Source organism: Salinicola sp. 4072 (assembly GCF_036663415.1).
GTDB classification, from domain to species: domain Bacteria; phylum Pseudomonadota; class Gammaproteobacteria; order Pseudomonadales; family Halomonadaceae; genus Salinicola; species Salinicola salarius_A.
The window spans coordinates 44,787-69,493 of sequence record NZ_JAXOVV010000023.1 but is presented as its reverse complement, the minus strand read 5'-3'; the positions used below and the strand labels follow the sequence as shown (position 1 = coordinate 69,493).

General features: G+C 62.3%; 21 protein-coding genes. 13 read left to right on the top strand and 8 right to left on the bottom strand.

The features are described 5' to 3' along the window. Window positions 1–180: 180 nt before the first annotated feature. The 3 genes from R3F72_RS14785 to R3F72_RS14775 all read left to right on the top strand — a co-directional run bounded on the left by R3F72_RS14785 (window position 181) and on the right by R3F72_RS14775 (window position 3,481). Complete coding sequence (locus R3F72_RS14785) at window positions 181–717, top strand: carboxypeptidase-like regulatory domain-containing protein (RefSeq protein WP_332780033.1); 537 nt, start codon at window positions 181–183, stop codon at window positions 715–717. Between the two features lie 343 nt (window positions 718–1,060). Next, window positions 1,061–1,780, top strand: coding sequence for a response regulator (locus R3F72_RS14780; protein WP_332780032.1), 720 nt, complete (start codon window positions 1,061–1,063; stop codon window positions 1,778–1,780). A 66-nt stretch (window positions 1,781–1,846) separates the two neighbouring features. Continuing rightward, window positions 1,847–3,481: an ATP-binding protein gene (locus tag R3F72_RS14775; RefSeq protein ID WP_332780031.1), complete on the top strand. Its 1,635-nt coding sequence runs from the start codon at window positions 1,847–1,849 to the stop codon at window positions 3,479–3,481. A 48-nt stretch (window positions 3,482–3,529) separates the two neighbouring features. Here the strand turns inward: R3F72_RS14775 and R3F72_RS14770 are convergent, their stop codons facing one another. After that, window positions 3,530–4,462, bottom strand: a complete 933-nt coding sequence (locus R3F72_RS14770) for a LysR family transcriptional regulator (protein WP_332780030.1) — start codon at window positions 4,460–4,462, stop codon at window positions 3,530–3,532. 125 nt (window positions 4,463–4,587) lie between these two features. Here R3F72_RS14770 and metE point away from each other — a divergent pair, with 125 nt between their 5' ends. From metE to R3F72_RS14740, 6 genes are all read left to right on the top strand, one after another. After that, a complete protein-coding gene (metE, locus tag R3F72_RS14765; RefSeq protein ID WP_332780029.1) occupies window positions 4,588–6,891 on the top strand; it encodes a 5-methyltetrahydropteroyltriglutamate--homocysteine S-methyltransferase in 2,304 nt (767 codons plus the stop codon). Window positions 6,892–7,127: 236 nt separating this feature from the next. Next, the gene (locus R3F72_RS14760; protein ID WP_332780028.1) at window positions 7,128–7,913 is read left to right on the top strand and encodes a C-type lysozyme, inhibitor; all 786 of its coding nucleotides are present in this window, start codon (window positions 7,128–7,130) and stop codon (window positions 7,911–7,913) included. 174 nt (window positions 7,914–8,087) lie between these two features. Further along, window positions 8,088–8,696, top strand: a complete 609-nt coding sequence (locus tag R3F72_RS14755) for an FMN-dependent NADH-azoreductase (RefSeq protein WP_332780027.1) — start codon at window positions 8,088–8,090, stop codon at window positions 8,694–8,696. 183 nt (window positions 8,697–8,879) lie between these two features. Then, on the top strand, window positions 8,880–9,320 hold the full coding sequence (locus R3F72_RS14750) for a VOC family protein (RefSeq protein ID WP_087718466.1): 441 nt from the start codon (window positions 8,880–8,882) through the stop codon (window positions 9,318–9,320). A 5-nt stretch (window positions 9,321–9,325) separates the two neighbouring features. Further along, entirely contained in the window at window positions 9,326–9,799 is a 474-nt protein-coding gene (locus tag R3F72_RS14745; RefSeq protein WP_303853596.1) for a TspO/MBR family protein, read from the top strand. A gap of 172 nt (window positions 9,800–9,971) precedes the next feature. Beyond that, entirely contained in the window at window positions 9,972–10,661 is a 690-nt protein-coding gene (locus R3F72_RS14740; protein ID WP_303853597.1) for a uracil-DNA glycosylase family protein, read from the top strand. 18 nt (window positions 10,662–10,679) lie between these two features. Here R3F72_RS14740 and R3F72_RS14735 read toward each other — a convergent pair whose 3' ends face one another. After that, entirely contained in the window at window positions 10,680–11,081 is a 402-nt protein-coding gene (locus tag R3F72_RS14735) for a DoxX family protein (protein WP_071229982.1), read from the bottom strand. Between the two features lie 290 nt (window positions 11,082–11,371). Between R3F72_RS14735 and R3F72_RS14730 the strand changes: the two genes are divergently transcribed. Continuing rightward, window positions 11,372–12,532 (top strand): GGDEF domain-containing protein, encoded by a 1,161-nt coding sequence (locus R3F72_RS14730; protein WP_332780026.1) that lies wholly within the window; start codon window positions 11,372–11,374, stop codon window positions 12,530–12,532. A 216-nt stretch (window positions 12,533–12,748) separates the two neighbouring features. On the opposite strand, the gene R3F72_RS14725 is transcribed toward R3F72_RS14730, so the two are convergent. The 5 genes from R3F72_RS14725 to R3F72_RS14705 all read right to left on the bottom strand — a co-directional run bounded on the left by R3F72_RS14725 (window position 12,749) and on the right by R3F72_RS14705 (window position 20,358). After that, window positions 12,749–15,655 (bottom strand): valine--tRNA ligase, encoded by a 2,907-nt coding sequence (locus tag R3F72_RS14725; RefSeq protein WP_332780025.1) that lies wholly within the window; start codon window positions 15,653–15,655, stop codon window positions 12,749–12,751. A 149-nt stretch (window positions 15,656–15,804) separates the two neighbouring features. After that, entirely contained in the window at window positions 15,805–16,230 is a 426-nt protein-coding gene (locus R3F72_RS14720; protein ID WP_332780024.1) for a DNA polymerase III subunit chi, read from the bottom strand. A gap of 295 nt (window positions 16,231–16,525) precedes the next feature. Beyond that, entirely contained in the window at window positions 16,526–17,266 is a 741-nt protein-coding gene (locus R3F72_RS14715; protein WP_071229977.1) for an SDR family oxidoreductase, read from the bottom strand. A 205-nt stretch (window positions 17,267–17,471) separates the two neighbouring features. Further along, window positions 17,472–18,572, bottom strand: a complete 1,101-nt coding sequence (locus tag R3F72_RS14710) for a branched-chain amino acid aminotransferase (RefSeq protein ID WP_332780023.1) — start codon at window positions 18,570–18,572, stop codon at window positions 17,472–17,474. A gap of 268 nt (window positions 18,573–18,840) precedes the next feature. Continuing rightward, a complete protein-coding gene (locus R3F72_RS14705; RefSeq protein WP_087718473.1) occupies window positions 18,841–20,358 on the bottom strand; it encodes a leucyl aminopeptidase in 1,518 nt (505 codons plus the stop codon). Between the two features lie 201 nt (window positions 20,359–20,559). Here R3F72_RS14705 and lptF point away from each other — a divergent pair, with 201 nt between their 5' ends. From lptF to R3F72_RS14690, 3 genes are all read left to right on the top strand, one after another. Further along, entirely contained in the window at window positions 20,560–21,642 is a 1,083-nt protein-coding gene (lptF, locus tag R3F72_RS14700) for an LPS export ABC transporter permease LptF (protein ID WP_332780022.1), read from the top strand. Then, window positions 21,639–22,697 (top strand): LPS export ABC transporter permease LptG, encoded by a 1,059-nt coding sequence (gene lptG, locus R3F72_RS14695; RefSeq protein WP_071229973.1) that lies wholly within the window; start codon window positions 21,639–21,641, stop codon window positions 22,695–22,697. The genes lptF and lptG overlap by 4 nt, the downstream gene beginning before the upstream one ends. Window positions 22,698–22,913: 216 nt before the next feature. Then, entirely contained in the window at window positions 22,914–23,984 is a 1,071-nt protein-coding gene (locus R3F72_RS14690) for an AarF/UbiB family protein (protein WP_071229972.1), read from the top strand. A gap of 5 nt (window positions 23,985–23,989) precedes the next feature. Here R3F72_RS14690 and R3F72_RS14685 read toward each other — a convergent pair whose 3' ends face one another. Next, the gene (locus tag R3F72_RS14685; RefSeq protein WP_332780021.1) at window positions 23,990–24,706 is read right to left on the bottom strand and encodes a hypothetical protein; all 717 of its coding nucleotides are present in this window, start codon (window positions 24,704–24,706) and stop codon (window positions 23,990–23,992) included. Window position 24,707 lies beyond the last annotated feature (1 nt).

The following is a 24,707-nucleotide window of genomic DNA, read 5'->3' as shown; positions in this document are numbered from 1 at the left end:
AGGTGGATAGGCTTTCACCCATAGCGGATGGCTCTCTTGGTTCAGATTCTTGGCGGAACACACTGAATTTTCAAGAGAATACCATCCGCTATCTTCGTTTTCGGGCCGGCCTCATGAATAAGCCGGGCTGATAGCATCTCTTGCGTTGCGGCCGGTGATTGACAGTCAGGGAGAGAATCGATGGTGGCAGGGAATCTTCGGGTGGGTGTGTTGGCGCTGATGATGCTGGCGTTGGCAGGTTGCGAAAGTCTATCGACGGGATCGTTTCAGATGCCCGATATCTTCGATCGCTCCGGCAGCGATGAGGCCGTGGTGAAACGCCAGATTCCCTTCCCTGCCGAGGAGTATGCCCGGCTCGAAAAGCGCGGGACCTCGGCCGTCCAGGGGCGGTTGACCTATAGAACGTCGGATGGGCAGACGCTCGTGGGTTCCGATGAGACGGTTTCGGTGGCGCCAGCGACGCGCTATGCGGCCGAAGCCGCCGAGGTGGCGCTTTCGGGACGCAAGATCGAACCGGCCGACTCCCGTGCTCGTGAATATACGCACTACGCCAAGACTGACGGCAATGGCTATTTCGTCGTCAGAGGCATACCCGCAGGCGTGTTCTACGTTGCCGGCAGCGTGCTGCTTCCCGGTGGCAAATCACGCAGTCCGATCATCATCAAGCAGATCGAACTCGGCAAGGGGCAGACGCGGGACGTGGACTTGAGCCGCTGAGTTCAGGATAGAGTCGGTGAGCGCCAGCAACGCCTGGCGCCTCGAGATGGCTTGCCAAAGCGCTACTGACACTGTCGTTTTTGTAAGCCAACCTTATCGGTCTCTTGTCTGAATTTATCCATTAACTGCGTAGTCCATTGCCGATACCGGGTTACACAGGGAACAATTCGGGTATGATACTGTTTAATCCGCTAGGCTCTCTTCAGGCATAGCTGATTATCCAGAACATTAGCGCAGTAACGGTAAATTATATCTGCCTGGCTCTTGAAGTCGCTTGATGCCGTTAACTGCCAATAATAAATCAAGACCGTGGTATGCAGGGTTTCGAGGCCAACTCAAAGGGATGGATGACAGCTTGGACAGCACTGCACATCAAGATCGCGTATTGATCATCGAAGACGACGAGCGTCTGGCGCATCTGACACGTGAATATCTGGAGGCCAACGGTTTCCAGGTCGGGCTCGAACACGATGGCGCCAACGGGGTGGAACGCATCATCGAGGAGCAGCCGGACATGGTGATCCTCGACCTGATGCTGCCGGGTGAGGACGGTCTATCGATCTGCCGTCGGGTACGACCGCATTATGCCGGTCCCATTCTGATGTTGACGGCACGCACCGACGACATGGATCAGGTTCTGGGCCTGGAAATGGGGGCCGACGATTACGTTCCCAAGCCGGTTCAGCCACGAGTGCTGCTGGCGCGCATGCGCGCGCTGATGCGTCGCGCCGATACCCTGGTTTCCTCGAGCGGGGCGACGCGCCTGACGTTCGACAATCTGGTCATCGACAGCGCCACTCGCGAGGCGTGGCTGGAAGAGGAGCGCATCGACCTCACCAGCGCGGAATTCGATCTGCTCTGGCTACTGGCCGACAGCGCAGGCCGGGTATTGACGCGTGAAGAGATCTTCTCCCAGTTGCGCGGGATCAAATACGACGGGCAGGATCGCTCCATCGACGTACGCGTCTCGCGCATTCGCCCCAAGATCGGCGACGATCCCAACCACCCTCATCGCATCAAGACCGTACGGAGCAAAGGGTATCTGTTCGTGAGAGACAGTTGAGAGAAAACGGCGATCGCGGTCGCCGTTTTCCCCTCGGCTCACCCGACACTTCCCGCGAGATCCAACATGCGTCGTTCCTTTACCGACAGCACTTTTCTGCGATTCTACGTATCGCTGCTGGCGGCGTTGGTCATTACCTTTGCGCTGGTACTGTTCGGTTTCCTGGTCGTCGACAAGGTGCGCCAGGAGCACTACCGCGAAAATCTCGTCAGCGGCCCGCTGGCACTGCTTTCCGATCTCGTCTCCCGTCAGCCGCTGGCGCAACGCGATGACTGGCTGGCGTCGATGGCCTCGACACTGGGCATGCCGCTGGGATTGTTCCAGCTCGATGACCTGTCGCTGAATTACTTCGAGCGGGCGCGCCTGCATGAAAACCGCCCGGTCATCGAATCCACCGATGATGGCTGGCGCTCGCTGTACCAGCTGCCCAACTCCAGCTGGGTGCTGGCGGCACGGATCAACAGTCTCAACGAGATGCAGCTTCGTGGTATCACCGAAGTGCTGCGCAGCTGGCTGAGCGGCGAACAGGACGATGTCCAGGCGCGTCGACTGGCGCGCGTCCAACAGCAGTTCCACATGCCGGTTGGTCTCTATACTTCGCCGCCGACGGATGTCGATCCTATCCAGGCGACGCGCCTCGACGCCGGCGAAGTGGTGGTGCGTCTCGAAACGGGGCTGAGTGCGCTCTACATTCACGCCCGGGTCGGGCCGGATCGCTGGTTGCGAATCGGCCCGCTGCCCAGTTTCGAATCGATGCCGTTATCGCTGGCGCTGGCCCTGCTGATCATGGTGCTGACGACGCTGGCCGGCGCCATCTATCTCATCGTGTGGGGCGTCGAAGGCCGGGTGGGGCGGCTCGAACGGGCCGCGACGCGCATTGCGGCAGGTCATCTCAACTCGCGAGTGCGGGTCGACAGCAACGACTTCATCGGCCGTCTGGGCATGGCGCTCAACGGCATGGCGGCGCAGGTCCAGACGCTGCTGCGCAGCCAGCAGGAGATGATTCGGGCCGTCTCCCACGAGCTGCGTACGCCGGTGGCACGCATTCGCTTTGCGGTGCAGATGCTGGAAGATCTCAGCAAGGACGAGATCGCGCAGCGCCAACTGGCGGGCATCGACGAGGATATTGCCGAACTCGACCGGCTGATCGACGAAATCCTCACCTATGCCAAGCTCGACAGCGAGAATGCCCAAGGCGTGACGCTGCAGACGGAAAGTCTGGAGTGCCGCGCGCTCGCCTGGCGGGTGCTGGAGACGTTGAGCCCGCTGCATCCGCATCTCGAACTGCGCGTTGCCGATGGCGAAGAGCTCGAGGTGGAGGCGGAGCCACGCTATCTGCAGCGTGCGGTCCAGAACCTGGTCGCCAATGCCTGCCGGCATGCGGAGAGTCAGGTCGTGGTGAAGGTCCATCGCGAACCCCGAGCCGTGCGCATCGATGTCGAAGACGATGGCCCCGGGGTGCCGGAAGAGAAGCGCATCGCCATCTTCAAGCCATTCGCCCGGCTGGACGACAGTCGCACCCGGCGCTCGGGCGGCTACGGCCTGGGGCTCTCCATCGTCCAGAAGATCATGGCCTGGCACGGCGGCAATGTCGTGGTCGATCGCAGCGAAAGCCTGGGCGGCGCTCGCTTCAGTCTGCTGCTGCCGCTACACGGCCGGGAGGCGATTCGGCCGCTGACATTCGACGAAGAGACGGTCTGACGACCCTTCGCGGTTGCCCCATTCGCGGCTTCGGTAAGCGCCCGATCGTCAGGCGTCGTCCGGCGTGCCGGCTGGCTTGACGCCACTGAGCACCGCAAACGAAGTGTCTCTTGCGGTGCGGATGAAGTCCTCCATCCACGGCAGTTCCAGATTGTCCTCCCGCACTGCCGCGTAGAGCGTGCTCCACACCCCGTCCTTGCCCAGCGGCAGCGCCTTGACGTAATCCCGCTCCAGATACTCCGTCAGCGCCCAGTTGGGCAGGGCGCACACTCCGCGGCCACTCGCCACCAGCTGCATCATCATCACCGTGAGTTCGGCGCTGCGGATCTCCTGCGGGCGTACGCCGGCAGGATCGAGAAACTGGGTGAAGACATCCAGACGGGAGTGATCCACCGGATAGACGATGAGCGTTTCCGTGGCGAGATCCGAAGGCTCGACCCAGCTTCGGGTCGCCAGCGCATGCTGCTTGGCAACGGCAAGCAGGCCTTCGTAGCGGAACAGCGGCGCATAGTGTACGCCCGGCAACGGCTCCGGGTTGTCCGTGATGACCAGATCGAGCGCCTCGCGCGTCAGCCCCGGCAGCAGATCGAAGTTCTGGCCGCTGGGAATATCGACTTCCACCTCCGGCCAGTGGTCGCGGAAATGGTCGATCGTCGGCATCAGCCACTGGAAGCAGCTGTGGCACTCGATCGCCATGTGCAGGCGACCCTGTTCGTGGCCGGCCAGCCGTGCCAGATCGCGTTCCGCCAGACGCAGCTGGGGCAGCACCTGTTCGGCCAGGGTCAGCAGCCGTTCCCCGGCGCGGGTGAACGACACCGGACGCGTCTTGCGGGCAAACAACGGCATGCCGAGCCGCGACTCGAGATCCTTGATCTGGTGCGATAGCGCCGACTGGGTCAGGTGAACGCGCTCCGCCGCTTCGACCAGCGAGCCGGTGTCACGCAGAGCGATCAACGTGCGGAGATGGCGAAGTTCGAGCATGTGATGAACTGTGCTCACGTTGAGGATTAGATAAACGCGTTTGATTCAAGGTGCGTTGCCGGAGAGACTGCCCGCCAAGCCATGATCTTCTCCATTCTAACCGTTAACTCCGAGAGACCCCACAAATGACCACCCTGGTGCACACTCTGGGCTATCCGCGCATCGGCGCGCATCGCGAATTGAAGAAAGCCGTCGAAGCCTACTGGAAGGGCGAGCTGGACCGAGACGGACTCGAAAAGGAAGGCGCGCGACTGCGCAAGGCGCACTGGCAGGACCAGATTGACGCCGGCCTGGATGTCGTCACCGTCGGTGACTTCGCTTTCTACGATCAGGTGCTCAACGTTTCCGTGCTGGTGGGGGCGGTGCCGCCACGCTTCGGCAGTGTCGAAGGGGAGGTCGATCTCGACACCAGTTTCCGCATGGCACGGGGCCGCGCTCCCTCCGGCGAGCCGGCGCCGGCCTGCGAGATGACCAAGTATTTCGACACCAATTATCACTATCTGGTGCCGGAGTTGTACGAAGGACAGACGTTCCGGATTGCCAGTAAGCGGCTGTTCGAGGAAGTGGCCGAAGCCAAGGCGCAAGGGCATCCGGTCAAGGTGGCGCTGACCGGCCCCGTCACCTGGTTGTGGCTGGCCAAGTCCAAGAGCGAAGGGCTCGAACGCCTTTCGTTGCTCGACGATCTGGTCGCGACCTATGGCCAAATCCTAAGCCGGCTCGCCGACGCCGGCGTCGAATGGGTGCAGCTGGACGAGCCGGCGCTGGTCCAGGATCTGCCGGGCGAGTGGCAGCGCGCGTTCGAATCCGCCTACAATCAGCTGCAATCGGCCCCGGTCAAGCTGCTGGTGGCAAGTTACTTCGGCGGCCTCGGTGACAACCTGGGGCTGGCGGTATCGCTGCCGGTCGAGGGGCTGCACGTGGATCTGGTGCGGGCACCGCAGCAGCTCAGGGCCGTGCTCGATCGCCTGTCGCCCTACAAGGTGCTTTCCGTCGGAGCCATCGACGGCCGCAACATCTGGCGCGCCGACCTCGAACGTCTCGCCAGTGAACTCAAGGATGCCAAATCTCGCCTAGGCGATCGGCTGTGGCTGGCCCCGAGCTGTTCGCTGCTCCACGTGCCGGTGGATCTGGACAACGAAATCAAGCTCGATCCGGAGCTGAAGAGCTGGCTGGCGTTCGCGCGTCAGAAGCTGGATGAAGTCGTGGCACTGTCGCACGTGCTCGACGGCGCGGAAACGGCGGCGGATCGCCAGCGCGTCGAGGATGCCAGCCGAGCCCTGGCGGCGCGGCGCGAGTCACAGCGCATTCACAAGCCGCAGGTTGCCGAGCGTCTGTCGAAGGTCGGCAATGCCGACACGCGTCGCGCCAGCGTCTACACGGTTCGGGCCGCGGCACAGCGTGAGCGACTGAATCTGCCGCTGTTCCCGACCACCACGATCGGCTCCTTCCCGCAGACGCAGGAAATCCGTGCGGCCCGCCGCGACTTCAAGCGGGGCGAGCTCGACGCGGCGGATTACGAAGCCCGCATGCGCGAAGAGATCGCGCTGGTGGTCGAACGCCAGCAACAGCTGGGACTCGATGTGCCGGTGCATGGCGAGGCCGAGCGTAACGACATGGTCGAGTATTTCGGCGAGCAGCTCGACGGTTTTGCCTTCACCCAGAACGGGTGGGTACAGAGCTACGGCTCCCGCTGCGTCAAGCCGCCGGTGATCTTCGGTGACGTGATGCGGCCTGAAGCGATGACGGTGCGCTGGAGCGAGTACGCCCAGTCGCTGACCGACAAGCCCATGAAAGGCATGCTCACCGGGCCGGTGACGATCCTGCAGTGGTCCTTCGTTCGTGACGATCAGCCCCGCGCCACCACCTGCCGCCAGATCGCCCTGGCGCTGCGTGACGAGGTCGCCGACCTGGAACGTGCCGGTATCGCGATCATCCAGATCGACGAACCGGCGCTGCGGGAAGGGCTGCCGTTGCGGCAGGCCGAATGGCAAGCGTATCTCGACTGGGCGGTGGAGTGCTTCCAACTGAGCGCTGCCGTGGTTGCCGACGAGACGCAGATCCATACCCACATGTGCTATGCGGAGTTCAACGACATCATCGGCGCCATCGCCGCCATGGATGCCGATGTCATCACCATCGAGACCTCGCGTTCCGGCATGGAACTGCTGGACGCCTTCCAGCACTTCGGTGATTCCAGCAAAATCGGGCCCAACGAGATCGGGCCGGGCGTCTACGACATCCACTCGCCGAACATTCCCGAGCGTGCCTGGATGGTCGATCTGATGGTCAAGGCCGCGGAAAAGATCCCGGCCGAGCGGCTCTGGGTCAATCCGGACTGCGGTCTCAAGACGCGGGGCTGGGCCGAAGTGGAGCCGGCACTGGCCAATATGGTCGAGGCGGCCCGGGAACTGAGACGGCGCTATGCCTGAAGCGCGCTCGGCGCAATGAACCTCGCCGGGTTTGGCCAGCCGCTGGGTTTGGCCCATCGATGACGCTGACATGTTAGGCTGAGCGTTGCGCCGCGAGACGATCTCGCGGCGCTTTTTTGTGACCTGCCATCCCTGGCGGTCACCCTCCGGGCCGTCGCTGCGCGACGTCAAAAATCGCTCCCGGCGATTTTTTGTGACGGCTATCCGTGTTCAGACATCTCTCGGGAATCGTGCTCATGTCCAAAGCGCTTCAGGCTGGCAAAGACCGCCGCGCCCTCTATCGTCATCGTTCATCGGTTCGCTGGCTGACCCTGTCGGTCGGCGTGCTCATGCTCGCGGGTTGCGCCAGCGGCGGGCAGCAGGAGGTGTCTTCCGCCGCGCCGCCGTCAGGGCTGGATGCGCTCAAGTCGCCGCTGATGCCAAGCGCCTTCTTTGCCGATGGGGGCGAGGCCTTTACCGCCTGGCGCTGTACGCCCTCCCAGGATCTGGTGACGACCACGCCCGACGATCGGCGGCTGCGGCTGTGGACGGCGCTGGGGGAAACCGAGCTGCCCAGTGCTGTGGTCGGCACCGGCTCGCGCTATCAGCTCGGCGGCCTGTCGTTCTGGCGCCAGGGGCGCGATGCCCGCGTCGAGAGCGACAACGGGCGGCTGGTCTGCACCCTCGCCAGTGAACGCAAGACGACCACGCGGCAGGAACATCCCGAGAGCATTTTCTACGCCAGCGGCAACGAACCCGGCTGGAATCTGTCCCTCGATCGCAACAGCCATTCGCTGACGCTGGTGTCCGACTACGGCCAGGCCAAGGATACCTTCGACTATCGGGTCGCCTCGGTGCAGAACGGCAGCGAGGCGCGCATGGTGCTGGTCAGCGACAGCGGCCGATACCCCATGGAACTGGATCTGCGGGCCGGCGCCTGCTTCGACGACATGAGTGGCAAACCGTGGCCGGTCAAGGTGACGCTGCGCTACGGCGACCGGGAGTTTCACGGTTGCGGGCAGGGCGTCGAAGCCAGCCATTGAAGGGCAAGGGCGGCGGGGCCGTCATGACCTGGGATCGGGACGAGTCGATGCGTTCGAACGTTTCATGCCATATTTCGCGGTTTTCATTTCAAAAACCACAATGAATAATGCTTCCCATGTAGCCGCCAGATAGCGGCATCTCGCTGTAGTGCAATCCCCATTGGAGGCAGATTCATGGCGCAGCGCATTCTTCTCATCACCAGTTCCCTGTTCGGCGAAGGCGGCCAGTCCAGCGTGCTGGCAGCATCCTTCAAGTCGGCCCTGGAAGGTCGTGATGTCGAGCTCGTCGAGCGCAACGTGGTCGAGCAGGCATTGCCGCACCTGACCGGTGCCGAAATGACGAGCTGGATGACCGAGTCCGGCGAACGCAGCGCCGATCAGCAGGCGCTGGCGCGGATCTCCGACGACCTGCTGGCGGAAGTGGAAGCCAGCGACGTGCTGGTGCTGGCCGTGCCGCTCTACAACCTGGGAATCCCCAGCCAGCTCAAGTCCTGGTTCGATCGCATCCTGCGTGCCGGCAAGACCTTCCAGTACACCGCCAACGGGCCGGTGGGGCTGCTCGAGGGCAAGTCCGGTCTGATCCTGGCGGCCCGCGGCGGCATGTACGCCGGCACCGAGATGGACTCCCAGACTCCGCATCTCAAGCACATGCTTCGCCTGATGGGTATTGAGGACGTGCACACGATCTACGCGGAAGGCTTGAATATGGGCGAGGATCGCAAGCAGCAGTCGCTCAAAGAGGCTCAGCAGGCGATCGGTCAGTACGTGGCAACGCGTTTCTGAACACCTGATGGTCCGGTCGCCATGACGTCGAAGGCCCGATATCGATGATGTCGGGCCTTTTTGTCTGCCTTCCGGAGCGTTCGCCGATGGCGAGATAGGCGGTAGGCCGGTCCACGATTCACCGAACGTCGGTCGTGGTCTACCATAGAATGGTTCAACGTTTTGACGAATCAGGAAGATGTCATGGAATATTTGCACACGATGGTTCGCGTCGCCGATCTCGACGCCTCGCTGCACTTCTACTGCGATCTGCTGGGACTGCAGGAAGTCTCGCGAAAGGAGAGCGAGAAAGGGCGCTTCACGCTGGTGTTTCTGGCAACGCCCAACGATACGCCGCGCGCCAAGGCCGAGCAGTCGCCGATGGTCGAACTGACCTACAACTGGGACCCGGAAGAGTACACCGGGGGGCGCAACTTCGGCCATCTGGCCTATCGGGTCGACGATATCTACGCGCTGTGCGAGAAGTTGCAGGCGGGTGGCGTCACCATCAATCGTCCGCCGCGAGACGGCCACATGGCCTTCGTGCGTTCGCCGGACGGCATCTCCATCGAACTGCTGCAGAAAGGCGACGCCCTGGCGCCGCAGGAGCCGTGGGCCTCGATGGAAAACACGGGTAGCTGGTAATTGCCGTGAGTCGCTCGAGTCGTCTTTTCTGCGGCTGGCTGCTGCTGGTGGCAATCGCTGCCAGCAGCGGCATTCTGGCGCCGCCCGGCGAGTGGTACGCCGCGCTTGCCAAACCGCCACTGACGCCGCCTGACTGGCTGTTCCCTGTCGCCTGGACGCTGCTGTATCTGATGATGGCCGTGGCGGCCTGGAAGGTGACGCTGGTTGCGCCGCGCGGCGCACGCGGAAAGGCGCTGTTGCCTTTCGTGCTGCAACTGATCGCCAACGGCCTCTGGTCGTGGCTGTTCTTCGCAGCCCACTGGATGCTGGTCGGCCTGCTCGATCTGCTTCTGCTGTGGGGGTTGATCGTCTGGACGATCGTGACCTTCTCGCGCTATTCACGCCTCGCTGCCGGCTTGCTGTTGCCTTATCTGGTGTGGGCCGGTTTTGCGGCTTATCTGAACGCCGGAGTGCTGGTACTCAACGCGCCATGGAACTAAAGGCCGGCAGCTCGATGGTCGGTCTATTCAGGGCCAGTATTTATTGATGGCCAAGATCTGTTGATGGCCAAGATCTGTCGATGATCAGAACTATCGGCTAAGAGCTATTGGTTAAGGACTCTTGGCCAAGGACTATTGATGGCTAAGGATTATTGATGGCTAAGGACAGCGCATGAATCATCAAGCTCAACCCCTGCCGGCCGAGATCGACAAGGCCATGCGCCGGGAAGCCGCCGAACTCGATCGGCTGGATGGCGATGTCTATCGCCAGTTCGATCGCGATCCATTGGCACCGATCGTCGGCCTCGGGCCCAAAAACGCCAAGCTCGCCGTGTTCGGGCGGGACCCCGGCAAGAAGGAAGTCGAAGTGGGGTTGCCGTTCGTCGGTGCTGGCGGGCAAAAGGTGCGGGAGGCACTCTATCGTCACCGCCACGGACAACCGCTCCCGGACTTCGAGGCGTCATTGACGGTGGGGGACGACCTGTTCTGGATCAATACCGTTCCCTACAAGCCGGTGGGCAACAAGGCCTGGTCCATGGCCGTAAAGCGCCGCTTCCAGCCGTTGGTGGCGGCCCTGCTGACTCGACAATGGGACGGTGACCGGGTGATCACGCTGGGGCGAGAGGCGTTTCTCTGGTTCGGTATCGGGCAGTCCCGGGAGGTCCGGGATGCGCTGGAGGCCTTCTGGTCGCGAGAAGACCGCTTCTCGGCGACGCATGTCACCCAGCTGACGCTGGACGATGGGGAGACCAAGCGCTTCGTTCTCGCGCCGTTGCCTCATCCTTCGCCGCTCAACCAGCGCTGGTTCAAGCGCTTCCCCGAGCTGCTGGCTCAGCGGCTGGCGGACTTGAAGATCGAATGAGGTTGCCGGCGCGACTCGTCAGTCGGGTCTGGCTGCCATGCGCCCGCTTCCCAGGAACATGATCGCCAGTGCTCCGAACAGGAACATGCCCTGCAGTTCCAGCGTCCAGCCGCCCTGGCTGTTGAGAGTCCACAGTTGGGAGGTATGGACGAGAATCAGCGCCACGACCATGTTGACTGCCATCAATAGCCCGCCAATTCTTGCCTGCCAACCGACAATGGCCATCAGCGGCGCGACGATCTCGCCAATCAGCACGCCATAGGCGACGAACGACGGCAGGCCCATCCCCGCCAGTTGCTGGGCAATGCCGTTGAGACTCGTGGGGTCCATTAGCTTGCTGATGCCGTGAAGCAGGATCAGAGCACCGACACACAGTCGTAGCAGCAGTTTGCCCAGATCGTCGTTGTGCAGAAAACGCATAGGAAATTTCCGTATTAGCCAAGTCCAGTGCCGTGTCGGCGCGTCTAGGCTACCAGAACTCGCCCTGATTCACGGCCATAGGAAATGGTTAGCGAATTGTAAGTCCTGGACTACAATGTTGTACGTGATTTTGACAATGTTAATTTTTGTCAAAAGCAGTGATACTCGGCCACTCTCTTCCCCGGTACTGTATCAGCCCGCAGCTTGGGTGATTGGCATTTCGACCAAGCCAGGCCTACGAAGAGCCCCTGCATAAACGGGTCATACCCAAGCACAATAATGAGTCGCCAATGCGCAGCTTGTTTCTTTCTATCCGGCAGAAAGGTACCGAGTTCTGGCGGAAATGTACCGAGGCGCCTGATTCTCTCCCGGCCGAGCGTCGGCGCAGCTTCGAGATCATGGCTGAAATCTATCTGCTGGCTTTCTGTCTGCAACTGGCGGTAGCGCCTGTGTTGTATCTGGTCGATCGTCCGCTGCTAGGTGGGCTCAATCTACTCTGTCTGGCAGGTTATGTGGTAGCCCTTGTATTGCATCGTCGGCTCTTCGTGGCCACGGCGTTGACGATCAAGCTATCTACCTTCCTGATCTTCGTCATCATCGGGATCGCCATCACCGCTGACTCATCCAGCTTGATCTACTATCTGCTGTTCGCCGAAGTCGAGCTGATGCTTGCTGATCTCAGAAGACGCACCAAGATCTTGGCTACCGGCTGTTTGATTGCGCTATCTTTTGGCGTACTCCGTCTGCCTCCGCTGTACGGCACGGACGCGAGATTATCGACGGTCGATATGCTGCTCTCCGATTTGGGGCTGGGGCTGGTCTTCGTCATGCTGTGCGTGGTGATCCTGCGCATGTTGACGATCACCGACCGCCACGAATATCGCTACCGGCGCGATGCCATGCACGACTCCCTGACCCGCGTGCTCAATCGACGCGCCATCTTCGAGCGGGCTTCGTTCTACTGGCGAGCCCAGCGTGACTTCGTCGTCGTGCTGGTGGACGCCGATCACTTCAAGGATATCAACGACAACCATGGACATACCGCAGGTGACGCCGTGCTCCGTCATCTGGCTCGTCTGCTGCGGCAGTCGCTGCGAGACGAAGATAGCGTTGGCCGAGTCGGGGGTGAAGAGTTCCTGCTGCTGTTGCCCGATACGAGCAAGCACGATGCTATCGCGGCAGCTATGCGGATCCGCAAACGGCTGGCGCTCCAACCTTGTCGGTTCGATGGTATCGAGCTGCCGGTGACACTCTCGATGGGCATCGCGACGTCGGACGAGGGGCTACATTTGCGAGATCTGATCGAATTGGCCGATCGCCGGCTCTACGCCGCCAAGGACGCGGGACGCGACCGGATGGTGACCGAGGGGTTCGCGGACAAGACGGCATCGGACAATGCGGAGCGTCTGGTTCAAGGGGTCGAGCGCGCACTGGAAACCAGCGAGGCTTGAGCGAAAGCGGCCGCGATCGGAAATCGAATGCGTGTGGGGATTTGGCAGGGACTTGGCGGGGCTAGCTGGGTGTGCCAGCGGCAAGCGCAGTAGCCACGCTGCCGGGCAAGTCACGCTGACTGGGCAAGCCAAGCGATGGCTGGCGGCTTGCGCCCAGGTTCATCCCTGGGCGCAGCGCCGTCCTGGATGGACAGCCATCGAACGTGGCGTGCTAACTTACAAATCCATGATCTTGGTCCGCTGCTCGACCAGTACCTGACGCGCCGCCAGATACTCCTTGAGCTTGCCGCGTTCCTTCTCGACGACCGCTTCCGGCGCCTTGGCGGTGAAGCTTTCGTTGCCGAGCTTCTTCTCGATGCCAATGATCAACTTGTCCTGCTTGTCGATCTCCTTGGCGAGTCGCGCAAGTTCCGCGTCCTTGTCGATCAGATCGGCCATCGGCACCAGCACTTCCATGTCGCCGACCAGTTGCGTCGCCGACAGCGGTGCCTGTGCCGGGTCGTCGAGCCAGGTTACGCTCTCGAGCTTGGCGAGTTTCGACAGGAACAGGCGGTTGGCCTCGAGGCGATCGCGATCGCCGGCTTCGCCCTTGGTCAGCAGCACATCCAGCGGCTTGCCGGGCGCGATGTTCATCTCGGCGCGGATGTTGCGCACCGCAACGATCACGCCCTTGAGCCATTCGATATCGCGGATCGACTGCTCGTCGATGCGCGATGCATCGGCTTCCGGCCAGGGCTGGTTCATCAGGCTTGCGCTGCCGGCATCCGCCGTTTGCGCAAGCGTGCCGGCCAGCGGCGCGACGCGTTGCCAGATCTCCTCGGAGATGAACGGCATCATCGGATGCGCCAGGCGCAGGATCACCTCCAGCACGCGGACCAGCGTGCGGCGAGTGCCGCGCTTTCTTTTTTCCAGCTCGGCCGCTCCCGACATCCTGTCTCCCGCGGCATTAGTACCTCCCTGTACGTCATCCTCCCACAGCACTGGCTTGGAGAGCTCCAGATACCAGTCGCAATACTCGTTCCAGACGAAGTCGTAGAGCGCCTGGGAAGCGTGATCGAAGCGGTACTCTTCCAGCGCCCTGGTGACCTGGGCTTCGGTCTGCTGCAGGCGCGAAATGATCCAGCGGTCGGCCAGCGACAGCTCGACGGGCTCGCCACCAAGTCCGACATCCTGACCCTCGGCATTCATCAGCACGTAGCGCGAAGCGTTCCACAGCTTGTTGCAGAAGTTGCGGTAACCGTCGAGACGGCCCATGTCGAATTTGATGTCACGCCCGGTGGTCGCCAGCGACAGGAAGGTGTAGCGCAGCGCGTCGGTACCGTGGGCCTCGATTCCTTCCGGGAACTCGCTGCGGGTCGCTTTCTCGATCGCGCGCGCCTTCTGCGGCTGCATCATGTTGACGGTACGCTTGGCCACCAGCGTTTCGAGATCGATGCCGTCGATCAGATCGATCGGGTCGAGCACGTTGCCCTTGGACTTCGACATCTTCTGGCCCTGGGCGTCTCGGACCAGACCGTGGACGTAGACGGTCTTGAACGGCACTTCGCCGGTGAAGTGGCCAGTCAGCATGATCATGCGCGCGACCCAGAAGAAGATGATGTCGAAACCGGTGACCAGCACGCTGGTGGGGTGGAAGGTCTCGAGTTCCGGTGTCTTTTCCGGCCAGCCGAGGGTGCCGAAGGTCCACAGTCCGGAGCTGAACCAGGTATCGAGCACGTCGTCGTCCTGGGTCAACGTCACATCGGCGGCGAGCTGGTACTTTTCGCGGGCTTCCTGCTCGGTGCGGGCGACGAACACGTTGCCCTCGGCGTCGTACCAGGCCGGAATGCGGTGGCCCCACCACAGCTGGCGGGAGATACACCAGTCCTGCAGGTCGCGCATCCAGGCGAAGTACATGTTCTCGTAGTTCTTGGGCACGAACTCGATATCACCGTTCTCCACCGCCTCGATGGCCGGTTTGGCCAGCTTTTCGACGGCGACGAACCATTGATCGGTCAACAGAGGCTCGATGACGTCACCGGAGCGGTCGCCGTAGGGGAGGGTGTTGGTGACCGTCTCGATTTGCTCGAGCAGGCCGGCGGCTTCCATGTCGGCGACGATGCGCTCCCGCGCGACATAGCGATCCAGGCCGGCGTAGGCGGCAGGCAGAGTGTCGTCGATATCCGGCAGCGGCCGCCCCTGCAGGTCGAATGCCTCGGCGCGTTCGAGAATGGTCGCGTCTTTCGAGAAGACGTTGATCAGCGCATGATCGTGGCGCTTGCCGACCTCGTAGTCGTTGAAGTCGTGGGCCGGGGTGATCTTGACGCAGCCCGAGCCCTTTTCCATGTCGGCGTGTTCGTCGGCGATGATCGGAATCCGCCGGCCGACCAGCGGCAACTCGATGAATTTGCCGATCAGCGAGGTGTAGCGCGGGTCTTCCGGATTGACCGCCACGCCAGTGTCGCCCAGCAGTGTCTCCGGGCGGGTGGTGGCGACGACCAGGTAATCCTTGCCGTCGGCGGTCCTGGCGCCATCGGCCAGCGGATAGCGGAAGTGCCAGAACTGGCCCTGCTGCTCGCGGTTTTCCACCTCGAGATCGGAGATCGCGGTGTGCAGCGTCGGGTCCCAGTTGACCAGGCGCTTGCCGCGATAGATCAGCCCTTCGTCATGCAGGCGAACGAAGACTTCCTGCACCGCCTTGTAGAAGCCGTCGTCCATGGTGAAGCGCTCGCGGCTCCAGTCGACGCTGGCCCCCATGCGGCGCAGCTGGCGGGTAATGTGCCCGCCGGACTCTTCCTTCCACTCCCAGATCTTGTCGATGAACGCCTCGCGACCCAGATCGTGGCGCGTCTGGCCGGTTTCCGCAGCCAGCTTGCGCTCCACCAGCATCTGCGTGGCGATGCCGGCATGATCGGTGCCGACCTGCCACAGCGTGTTGTTGCCGCGCATGCGCTTCCAGCGCACCAGCGTGTCCATGATCGTGTCCTGGAACGCGTGACCCATGTGCAGGCTGCCGGTCACGTTGGGCGGCGGAATCATGATCGAGAAGGGCTCGCCTTCTCCGCTCGGCGCGAAGCGGTTGTCGGCTTCCCAGCTTTCATACCAGCGGGTTTCGATCTGATCGGGTTGGTAGGTCTTGTCCATGGCGACTATCGGGCTCGAATCGGTGACGACGACACGCGGCACGGCGAAATGCCGCGTAGCGAAAAATGGCGGGGATTATACCTTGTCGACGGCCATGGAGTCAGGTCGGTATGTTGGATACGAGGGCTGGGTACCAGCCATTACCCGGATCAGAGTTTGTGCGCCTCGACGCGGTATCCCCGATCCTTGTAGGTCTTCCAGCAGGCGCGCTTGGTACGCAGCACGTCCTGATGCTGGTTGATGATCTCGGCGACCCGCTCCACCCGCGAGAACCACTCGGGAATCTCGTCGTGCAGATTCAACATGGCCTGCACACCCGGTTCCGGCACGGTTTCCCAGCCGATCGTCACCGGCGGTGGCGGCTCCATCGCATCGCCCGCCACCCGGTGCGGGACGTAGCTCTCTTCGCGGAAGGTCCACAGCAGCTCGTCCAGCTCGCGGGCCATGGCCTCGTCCTGCGTATGGATGTGCAACTGATACCCCTTGCGGTAGATCGTCTCCGCCAGTCGACAGGCGAAACTCAACCGCGCCTCCAGCGTGGTATCGGGCAGGATGTAGAAATCGACTTTGGTCATAAATCCCCTTCGGGGAGCGGTAAGCAGCAAGAGCGGCGCTTCGCGCCTGGACGCGGTAAGAAAAGCCAATCCCGGCTACGGGCTACGGGCTACGGGTCACGGGCTACGACGTCGTGAAAAAAGTCGCAGGATATCGAATTCTGTCCTTGGCGGCTCGTCTACGGGCTCGAGTCGGCGCCGAGCGAGATGAGTGGCTAGGCGCACGGCGCGCAAGGAACGAGACATAACACGGGGTTAGGCGAGGCCCGCGCGCGTCGTGCAACAACGCCAATCGCTCGCGCAGGCCCGACCTCTCCTAGACGCCGCCGTCGATGTCGACGAGTGCTCCTGTTGTGAATCCTGCCTCGGCCAGCCACAGGATGCCGTTGGCGATCTCTTCCGGCTCGCCGATGCGGCCCATGGGGATCACCGAGCCGGCCACCTCTGGCTTGTCCGGGTTGCCGCCGCTGGCGTGGATGGTGGTGCGGATGACGCCGGGGCGGACGGTGTTGACGCGAATGCCTTCGCCGGCAACTTCCTTCGAGAGCCCTTCGGTCATTACGTCGATGGCGCCCTTGGAGGCGGCATAGTCGATGTATTCCCCCGCGCCACCGAGATGCGAAGCGGCCGAACCGACATTGACGATGACGCCGCCCTTGCCGCCGTGCTTGGTCGACATGCGCTTGATCGCTTCCCGGGCGCAGATGAACGGGCCGACGACGTTGATCTTCATCATCCGGTCGACGCGCTCGAAGCTCATCTCGTCGACGCGGCTGATCTGGTCGACCACGCCGGCGTTGTTGACCAGCACTTCGACCCGGCCCAGCTCGCGGTCGACAGTCTCGAACATGGCGACGATGGCGGCTTCATCGACGACATCGGCCTGGACCGCGATCGCGCGGCCGCCGTCGGCTTCGATCTCGGCCACGACCTTGTCCGCGGACGCCTTGTCGCTGCGGTAGTTCACGGCGACGGCGTAGCCTTTCTGGGCGGCCATGAGGGCGGTGGCGGCGCCAATGCCGCGTCCGGCACCGGTAATGATCATCACGGGTTTCATCACATCATCCTTTCGTGAGTGGGTCGCGAGAATCGCGAGACGAAGCGACCGCCGGTGGGCGGTCGTTCCGGGCTCGGGATGCGATCCCGAGCTCAGCGTCTTGCACGGTTTCAGCGTAGGACGGAACCAGGGCCTGCGCACCAGGGCCTGTCGTATCAGAGACCGTGCATCAGGCCCTGTCGTATCATTCAGACCCTGTGGGGCATCAGGCCAGCCGCATCAGCCAGCCGCGAGTGTCTTCGCTGCGACCGTACTGGATGTCGAGCAGGCGCTTGCGCAGCTTGGCGCTGATCGCTTCGCCTTCGATCTCCGGTGTGACGATACGGTCGTTTTCGGTCACCAGTTGGCCGATCTGGGTGATGACGGCGGCGGTGCCGCAGGCGAACACCTCGACGATCTCGCCATTGGCTACGCCGTCGCGCCATTCGTCGATGCTGATCGGCCGCTCTTCCGGCGTCAGGCCGGCATCGCGGGCGAGTTCCAGGATCGAATCGCGAGTGACGCCTTCCAGGATGGTGCCGGTCAGCGCCGGCGTTACCAGGCGGCCATCGCGGTAGACGAAGAACAGGTTCATGCCGCCCAGTTCTTCGATCCACTTGTTCTCCGCCGCGTCGAGGAACGCGACCTGATCGCAGCCGTGGCTTTCGGCCTCGGCCTGGGCCAGCAATGATGCCGCATAGTTGCCACCACACTTGGCGGCGCCGGTGCCGCCCGGTGCGGCGCGATTGTAATGCTGGGAGAGCCAGATCGAGACCGGCTTGCCGCCGCCCTTGAAGTAGGAGGCGGCCGGCGAGGCGATCAGGTAGTAATCGACCTCCGCCGCCGGCTTGACGCCCAGCGACTTGCCATTGCCGATCATGAACGGGCGTAGGTACAGGCTACACTCTTCGGCATCGTTCTTCGGCGTCGGTACCCAGGCGGCGTCCTGCGCCACCAGTGTCTTGAGCGAGCCGAGGAAAGTCTCGTCATCGAGCTCCGGCAACGCCAGACGGCGAGCGGAAGCGCGGAAACGCGCCGCGTTCTTCGCGGGGCGGAAGGTCCAGACCGAACCGTCGGCATGGCGATACGCCTTGATGCCTTCGAAGATCTCCTGGCCGTAGTGCAGCACTGGAGAGGCCGGATCGATCAGCAGCGGCCCGTAGGGGCGGATCTCGCCGCGCTGCCAGCCGCCCGACTTGGTCCAGCGTACGTGTACCATGTGATCGGTGAAGTAGCGGCCGAAGCCCGGGTTGGCAAGAATCTCGTTGCGCAGAGCGGCATCGAGCGGGTTGGAGGAAAGGTGGGCTTCGAAACCTGAGGTGGACACTGCGACTTCTCCTGACAGTCCATGATGCCTGACGACGCGAGCAGGGCGGCAGGCGGTCGATGACTTCGGTTGGGGGCTGCCCGGCCGACGGGCAGCGGAACATTTAAATTAGCATGCAAATCGTAGGCTGCGAAGAGGGCGGCGGCGGTTATCTCTGGCGCCCGATTCCGCGCCTGTCCCGGCGCCTGCGAGTTTCAGCGCCTGCCTGCGGCGAGCTGATATTTTCCCGCGTGGCGCCGCCGCTCTCCACGGCCAAACTCCACAATGATCAGGCCTCCGGTGTGACCATCAGCTCGCTCTCGCGGTCCAGCAGATAGCGCGTCAGCAATCCTACCGGGCGGCCGCTGGCGCCTTTCTGCTTGCCGCTGTCCCAGCCGGTGCCGGCGATATCGAGATGCGCCCACGGATACTTGTCGGCGAAGCGTGACAGGAAGCAGGCGGCGGTAATGCTGCCGGCCGGACGCCCGCCGATGTTGGCGAGATCGGCGAAGTTGGAGTCCAGCTGCTGCTGGTAGTCGTCCCACAGCGGCATGTGCCAGGCGCGATCCCAGGAGGACTCACCCGCTTCGAGCAGGTCCAGCGCGAGGTCGTCGTCATTGGAGAACAGGCCGCTGGCATGATCGCCCAGTGCGATGACGCAGGCGCCGGTGAGGGTGGCGATATCGACGACGCTGGCCGGTTCGAAGCGCTCGGCGTAGGTCAGCGCGTCGCACAGCACCAAGCGGCCTTCGGCGTCGGTGTTGAGGATCTCGACGGTCAGCCCCTTGAGCGTGGTGACGATATCGCCGGGCTTGATCGCGCGGCCATCCGGCATGTTTTCGGCACTGGCGACGATCGCCACGACATTCAGCTTGGGCTGCAGCGCGATCACGCTCTTCATGGTGCCGAAGACGCTGGCGGCGCCGCACATGTCGAACTTCATCTCGTCCATGCCGGCCCCCGCCTTGAGCGAGATACCGCCGGTATCGAACGTGATGCCCTTGCCGACCAGCACATGGGGCGACTCTTCGGGATCCTCCGCACCCTGATATTTCATCACGATCAGCTTGGAGGGTTCCGCGCTGCCGCGGCCCACCGCCAGCAGCGAGTGCGCGCCCAGCGCTTCCAGCTCGGCCTCGTCGAGAATCTCGACGCTCAGCGAGCCGGCGGATTCTCCTGCCAGCGTCTCGGCCTGATTGGCCAGGTAGGTGGGCGTGCAGATATTGCCGGGCAGGTTGCCCAGAGTACGGGCCAGATTGACGCCATCGCCCAGTGCCGCGCCGATGCGAGCCCCGGCCTTGGCGTTATCCGCCTGACTGGCATCGCTGACCAGCAGCTCGACATTGCGCAGCTGTGGCACCGGTGGCTGAGTCGACTTGCATTGAGTGAAGCGATAGACGGCTCGCGTGGCGGCTTCCAGCGTCATCTGCGCGTTCCAGGCCGCGTCGCGATCCTCGACCATGGCGTCCGTGAAAGCCGCGGCGGCACTGTCGACCGGCAGTTTGGCCAGCGCGGTGAAGGCGGCATCGAGCGACTTGCGCAGGGCACCTTCATTGAATGTATCCCGCTTGCCGAGCCCCACCAGCAGCAGACGCTCGGCGGCGAGACCCGGCGCGAACGGAATCAGCTGAACATTGGCGAGCTCCGGGGTGAAATCGCCGCGCTCGACCAGTTGCGCGATCAAGCGTTCGCTGGCGTCATCCAGCTTGGCGGCGGCGGATAGCAGGTCGCCATCCTCAAACAGCGGTACGACCAGACAGGCTGTTTCGACCTTGGCTGGATTGACGGTCAGTACGGAAAATTCCATGACATCTCCACACGACAGAGGCTTCATCCACACCACCGACATCTCACGAAGAGACAAGGGCGAGCGGTTTCTGGATAATGCTGGCACGTCGCCAGCCTCGAACGTTTCTCAGTGTACGCAAAGCGGTGCCGTATTGCATGGACCGGCAACCGGCGTCGATAGGAAGACAGGCCAGCAAGGAAGCCATTTCGGGAGACACTTTTGATTATTTTTCGTTATCTGACTCGCGAGATACTCACCACCATGGCCGCCGTTGCCGGCGTGCTGCTATTGGTGATCATGGGCAACCGCTTCATCAGCTACTTTACCGATGTGGCGCAAGGGGACTTTCCCGCCAGGCTGCTCGGCACCTTGATGCTGTATCAGTTGCCGAACTTCATGCAGTTACTGCTGCCGCTGGCATTCTTTCTGGCTATCCTGCTGGCATACGGGCAGCTCTATCTCAACAGCGAAATCACCGTGCTGGCGGCCTGTGGCGTCAGCCCGCGCAAGCTGTTGCATGTGGCATTATGGCCCGCCGCGGTCGTGGCCCTGCTGGTAGGTGTCTGCAGTCTATGGTTGACACCGGCCGGCCTGGTGCATAACGAGAGCATGCTGGATGATCAAAAGCAGAACGCCGATTTCAGTACACTGACGCCCGGACGTTTCCAGGAGCTTGGCGATCGTACGGCATACACCGAGTCGCTCGGCGACGACGCCAGCCGCATGCAGGACCTGTTCATCGCCGAACAGGAGGAGCAGGCCAACGGCCCGCCGAGACAGGTCATCACGCGTGCTCGTAGCGGTTATCAGGCGACCGACCCGGAGACGGGCAGCCGTTATCTGGTTCTCAAGAACGGTTACCGTTACAGCGTCGTGCCGGGTAGTGCGGCGAGTGACCGCCTTCAGTTCGAGACCTATGCCATTCGCCTCGCCGGCGCCGCTACGACGCCGCAATACGACGACGTCGAACTATTATCCACGCCTTCCCTGCTTGCCAGTGACGATCCGGAGGCCCGCGGGGCGCTTCAGTGGCGCGCCAGCCTGCCCTTGATGGTGCTGATCCTGACCCTGATCGCGCTTCCGCTGTCACGCGCCAATCCACGCCACGGGCGTTTTGCCAAGCTGCTGCCGTCGATCTTTCTGTACATCTGCTACATGAGCCTGCTGCTGGCGGCACAGAGCGCCATCGCCAGGGAGCAGTTGTCGGCGACGCTGGGGGTATGGCCGATCCATATCGCTTTTCTCGCGTTCGGTTTATGGCTGAACCGAGGCCGACGTCCACGCAGGAGACGTGTCCTATGAACCTTATCGACCGCTACACTGCGCGAAATGTGCTTGCCGCGATGTTGGTCGTTCAGGTCCTTCTGATGGGGCTGGATCTGGTGATCAACTACATTTCCGGGCTCGATGACGTGGAAAACCATTACGGTGCTTTCGAGGTGCTGTTGTACACCCTCATGCGGCTGCCGTGGCGCTTTTATCAATACGCACCGGTGGGTGTCCTGCTCGGCGGGTTGATCGGGCTGGGTGCGATGGCATCGAATAACGAGCTGACCACGATGCGCGCGGCGGGATGGTCGCTGGCACGCATCATCTGGGCGGTGATGAAGCCGCTCGGAGTGGTGATCCTGCTGACCATGGTGGTCGGCGAATACGTTGCACCGAGTACCGAGCAGTATGCCAAGTCATGGCGGGCGGAGCAGCGCCAAGGGGATAACGGCTTGGCTGAACAGGATGGCGGGTGGCAGCGTGAAGGCAACGATTTCTACCGATTCGCCTCGATGCGCTCCGATAATACCGTGATCGGCGTCCTACGCTACCATTTTGACGGCCAACGCCTGGAGAGTGCCCTGCATGCCGAGCGCGCCGTGCCGATGAAAGGCGGATGGCAGTTGCAGAACGTACAGGAGACCCATTTCGAGCCAGACCGTACCGTAACCGACACCTATGCCAGCGAGCCCTGGCGGACATCGCTCGATCCGAAACTACTCAAGCAGATCATCACCGACCAGGACAGTCAGTCGATCGCCGATCTGTGGCGCTATGGCCGCTATCTCAATGCTCAGGGCACCGACGCCACCGATACTTGGCTGTATTTCTGGCAGAAGCTGCTGCAGCCGCTGGTGCTGGCAGGGCTGATGCTGGTCGCTGCTTCGTTCGTGTTTGGACCGCTCAGAAGCGCTGCCGCCGGCACGCGGGTCTTCTACGGCACCCTCGTCGGCTTGTCGTTCAAATACCTGCAGGACCTGCTTGGCCCAGCCTCGACGATCTTCGGTTTCTCGCCGATCTGGGCGGTACTGACGCCCACCCTGGCCTGTTTCCTGGTCGGGTTTTTCCTGCTCAGGAGAGCGGAATGAGGGTGGTAGCGTGTCATTCCCTGTAATTTCCCATCTCATTTAGCCTTGGCCAGCGAGTGCCACCTTGGGTGGTGGGCTCGCTGGACGCTTTCCTTAGCGGCATGCTGAACTTCCCTTGTGCCTGGAATTTTCATATTTCGGTGTGCCCGTCTGCGCTTATTCCGATATATTAAGAAAATATTAAAATTTTATTAAAGATGGCGAAGGGGCAGGGCAATGGCATTAGGCATCCAGCGGGGAGGTATGCAACGGTGCCGACCGCAGTTCCTGACTGCCCGCTTCGACGGGCCGGTAGCCTTCTCCAACTCGGGATGGCAGTGGTGGCTTGGCGAGGGGCAGGCACATCGGCCAGCGCAGACGATCGATCATCATTTTCATGCCGGCGCCGGGTCCGGCGTTACCCTGTTACGTGAGAAAGTCGCGAGGTCGCGCCGACTTTATTCTCTTGCGCCGCCGAGCTTGCCGGCAACACCGCGTCACTTCGTCAAGCAGATGGCGGTATCGCCGCGCAAGCGGCTGGGAGCGCTGCTGGGGTGCAGCAATGCACTGCTCGGGTTCAGCCACGGCACGGCGGAGCTCGCTCATAACCTGGCATTGCACGAGCGAACGGTGCATGGTGTCCGGACCTTGGCCTTTGGCGAGCGCTTCCGCCACGGCCTGCCCGTACAGCAGGTATTGCTGCAGGAGTATCTGCTCGGTTGGCAGCCGTTCAACGTCGTCTGGCAGGCGCATGAGCACGAGGCAACCCGACGCCACGCGCTACTGTCGAAGTTGATCGCCATGTTGGCGTCGTTGCGCGATACCGGCATCACTCATCTCGATCTTCATCCCGGCAATGTCATGGTATCGCCCGACCCGCTGGCACCGCTGCGCGCAATCGACTGCGGGCAGATGAGCATGGCGGACGATCCCGCCATCTCGGCGGCTATACATCTTGGCGTGTTCCTGCATGAACTCAATGGCAAGCGTCTCTTGCCGTCACCGCAGCTAGAAGAGGGTGCCCGAACGCTGCTGTACCGTCTCGTAGGTGGCGAAGCCGAGTTTGCTGGCGCCGAGCGGCTGGTGTCGCTGCTCGTGCGCTATTCGAGCAAGAAGCCGTTCTCGAGACGTCGGCTGCTGCAGCGCAGACGAGAACGGCTCGATACCAGCATCATCGAGACGCGTCTGCAGGCCCTCTCCCATAGTCGCAGTCTTCCTGCCCAGGTTGCCCACGCATCGTCTATCGGCAGTCGGCAGGAGTTACGGCTTATTGCGTCTATCGAGGACGTGGTGACCATGGCGCCTTGAACCGATCAGGCCGCGCGTCCGAACAGCCCCTTGAGCCTCTTGGTAAACTGCTTGAGTGGGCGGCGTTCGTTGATGACCGCGATAAAGACCTTGCGGTAGTGCCCTGGCGGACAACTGATCTCGCGTACACCATGCCAGGAATTACCACGTCGGGTGAACAGCAAGCTGTAGTTGCCCATCGCATGGGATTCGGTAGCGCTGTCGAAATCCTCGAAGGCTGGCGCACTTTTGCTGTCGAAGCGGCCATTGTCATCGAGCACCACGGTTTGCCCGCCCCAGACGGGCTGCCAGTCGTCTTCGCCATTGAAGTAGAAGATGTGCGAGCCCAGCTTTTCGCGGGCGTCACAGTGTGGCGAGACCGAACAGCTAGCCGGCGTGTAGTGCCAGTGAAAGCGCAAGCTGAAGGCCTGGGTGCCTAACATGCGTGCCATGAACTGCCGATAGTGCGGTCCGTGCAGTTCCTGCATGAAGGCTTGCCAGTGCGGCGACAGTTCTATGTCCGGCGAGTATTCCAGCGCCAGCCGGTCGTGGGGTTGCTGACCGTAACGACGCGTCTTGCCGAATATTTCCTCGAAGTGCTCGGCGGCGGGCAGGCTGTCGCGCAATGCCGCGTAGCCTTCCTCGGTCAGCAGACCCGCCGGGTTGGCCCATGGATAAGGGGAACGCTGCTGGAACGCCTTGGCATCCATGTGCTCCAGTGCGTCGACATCCAGATAACGCATG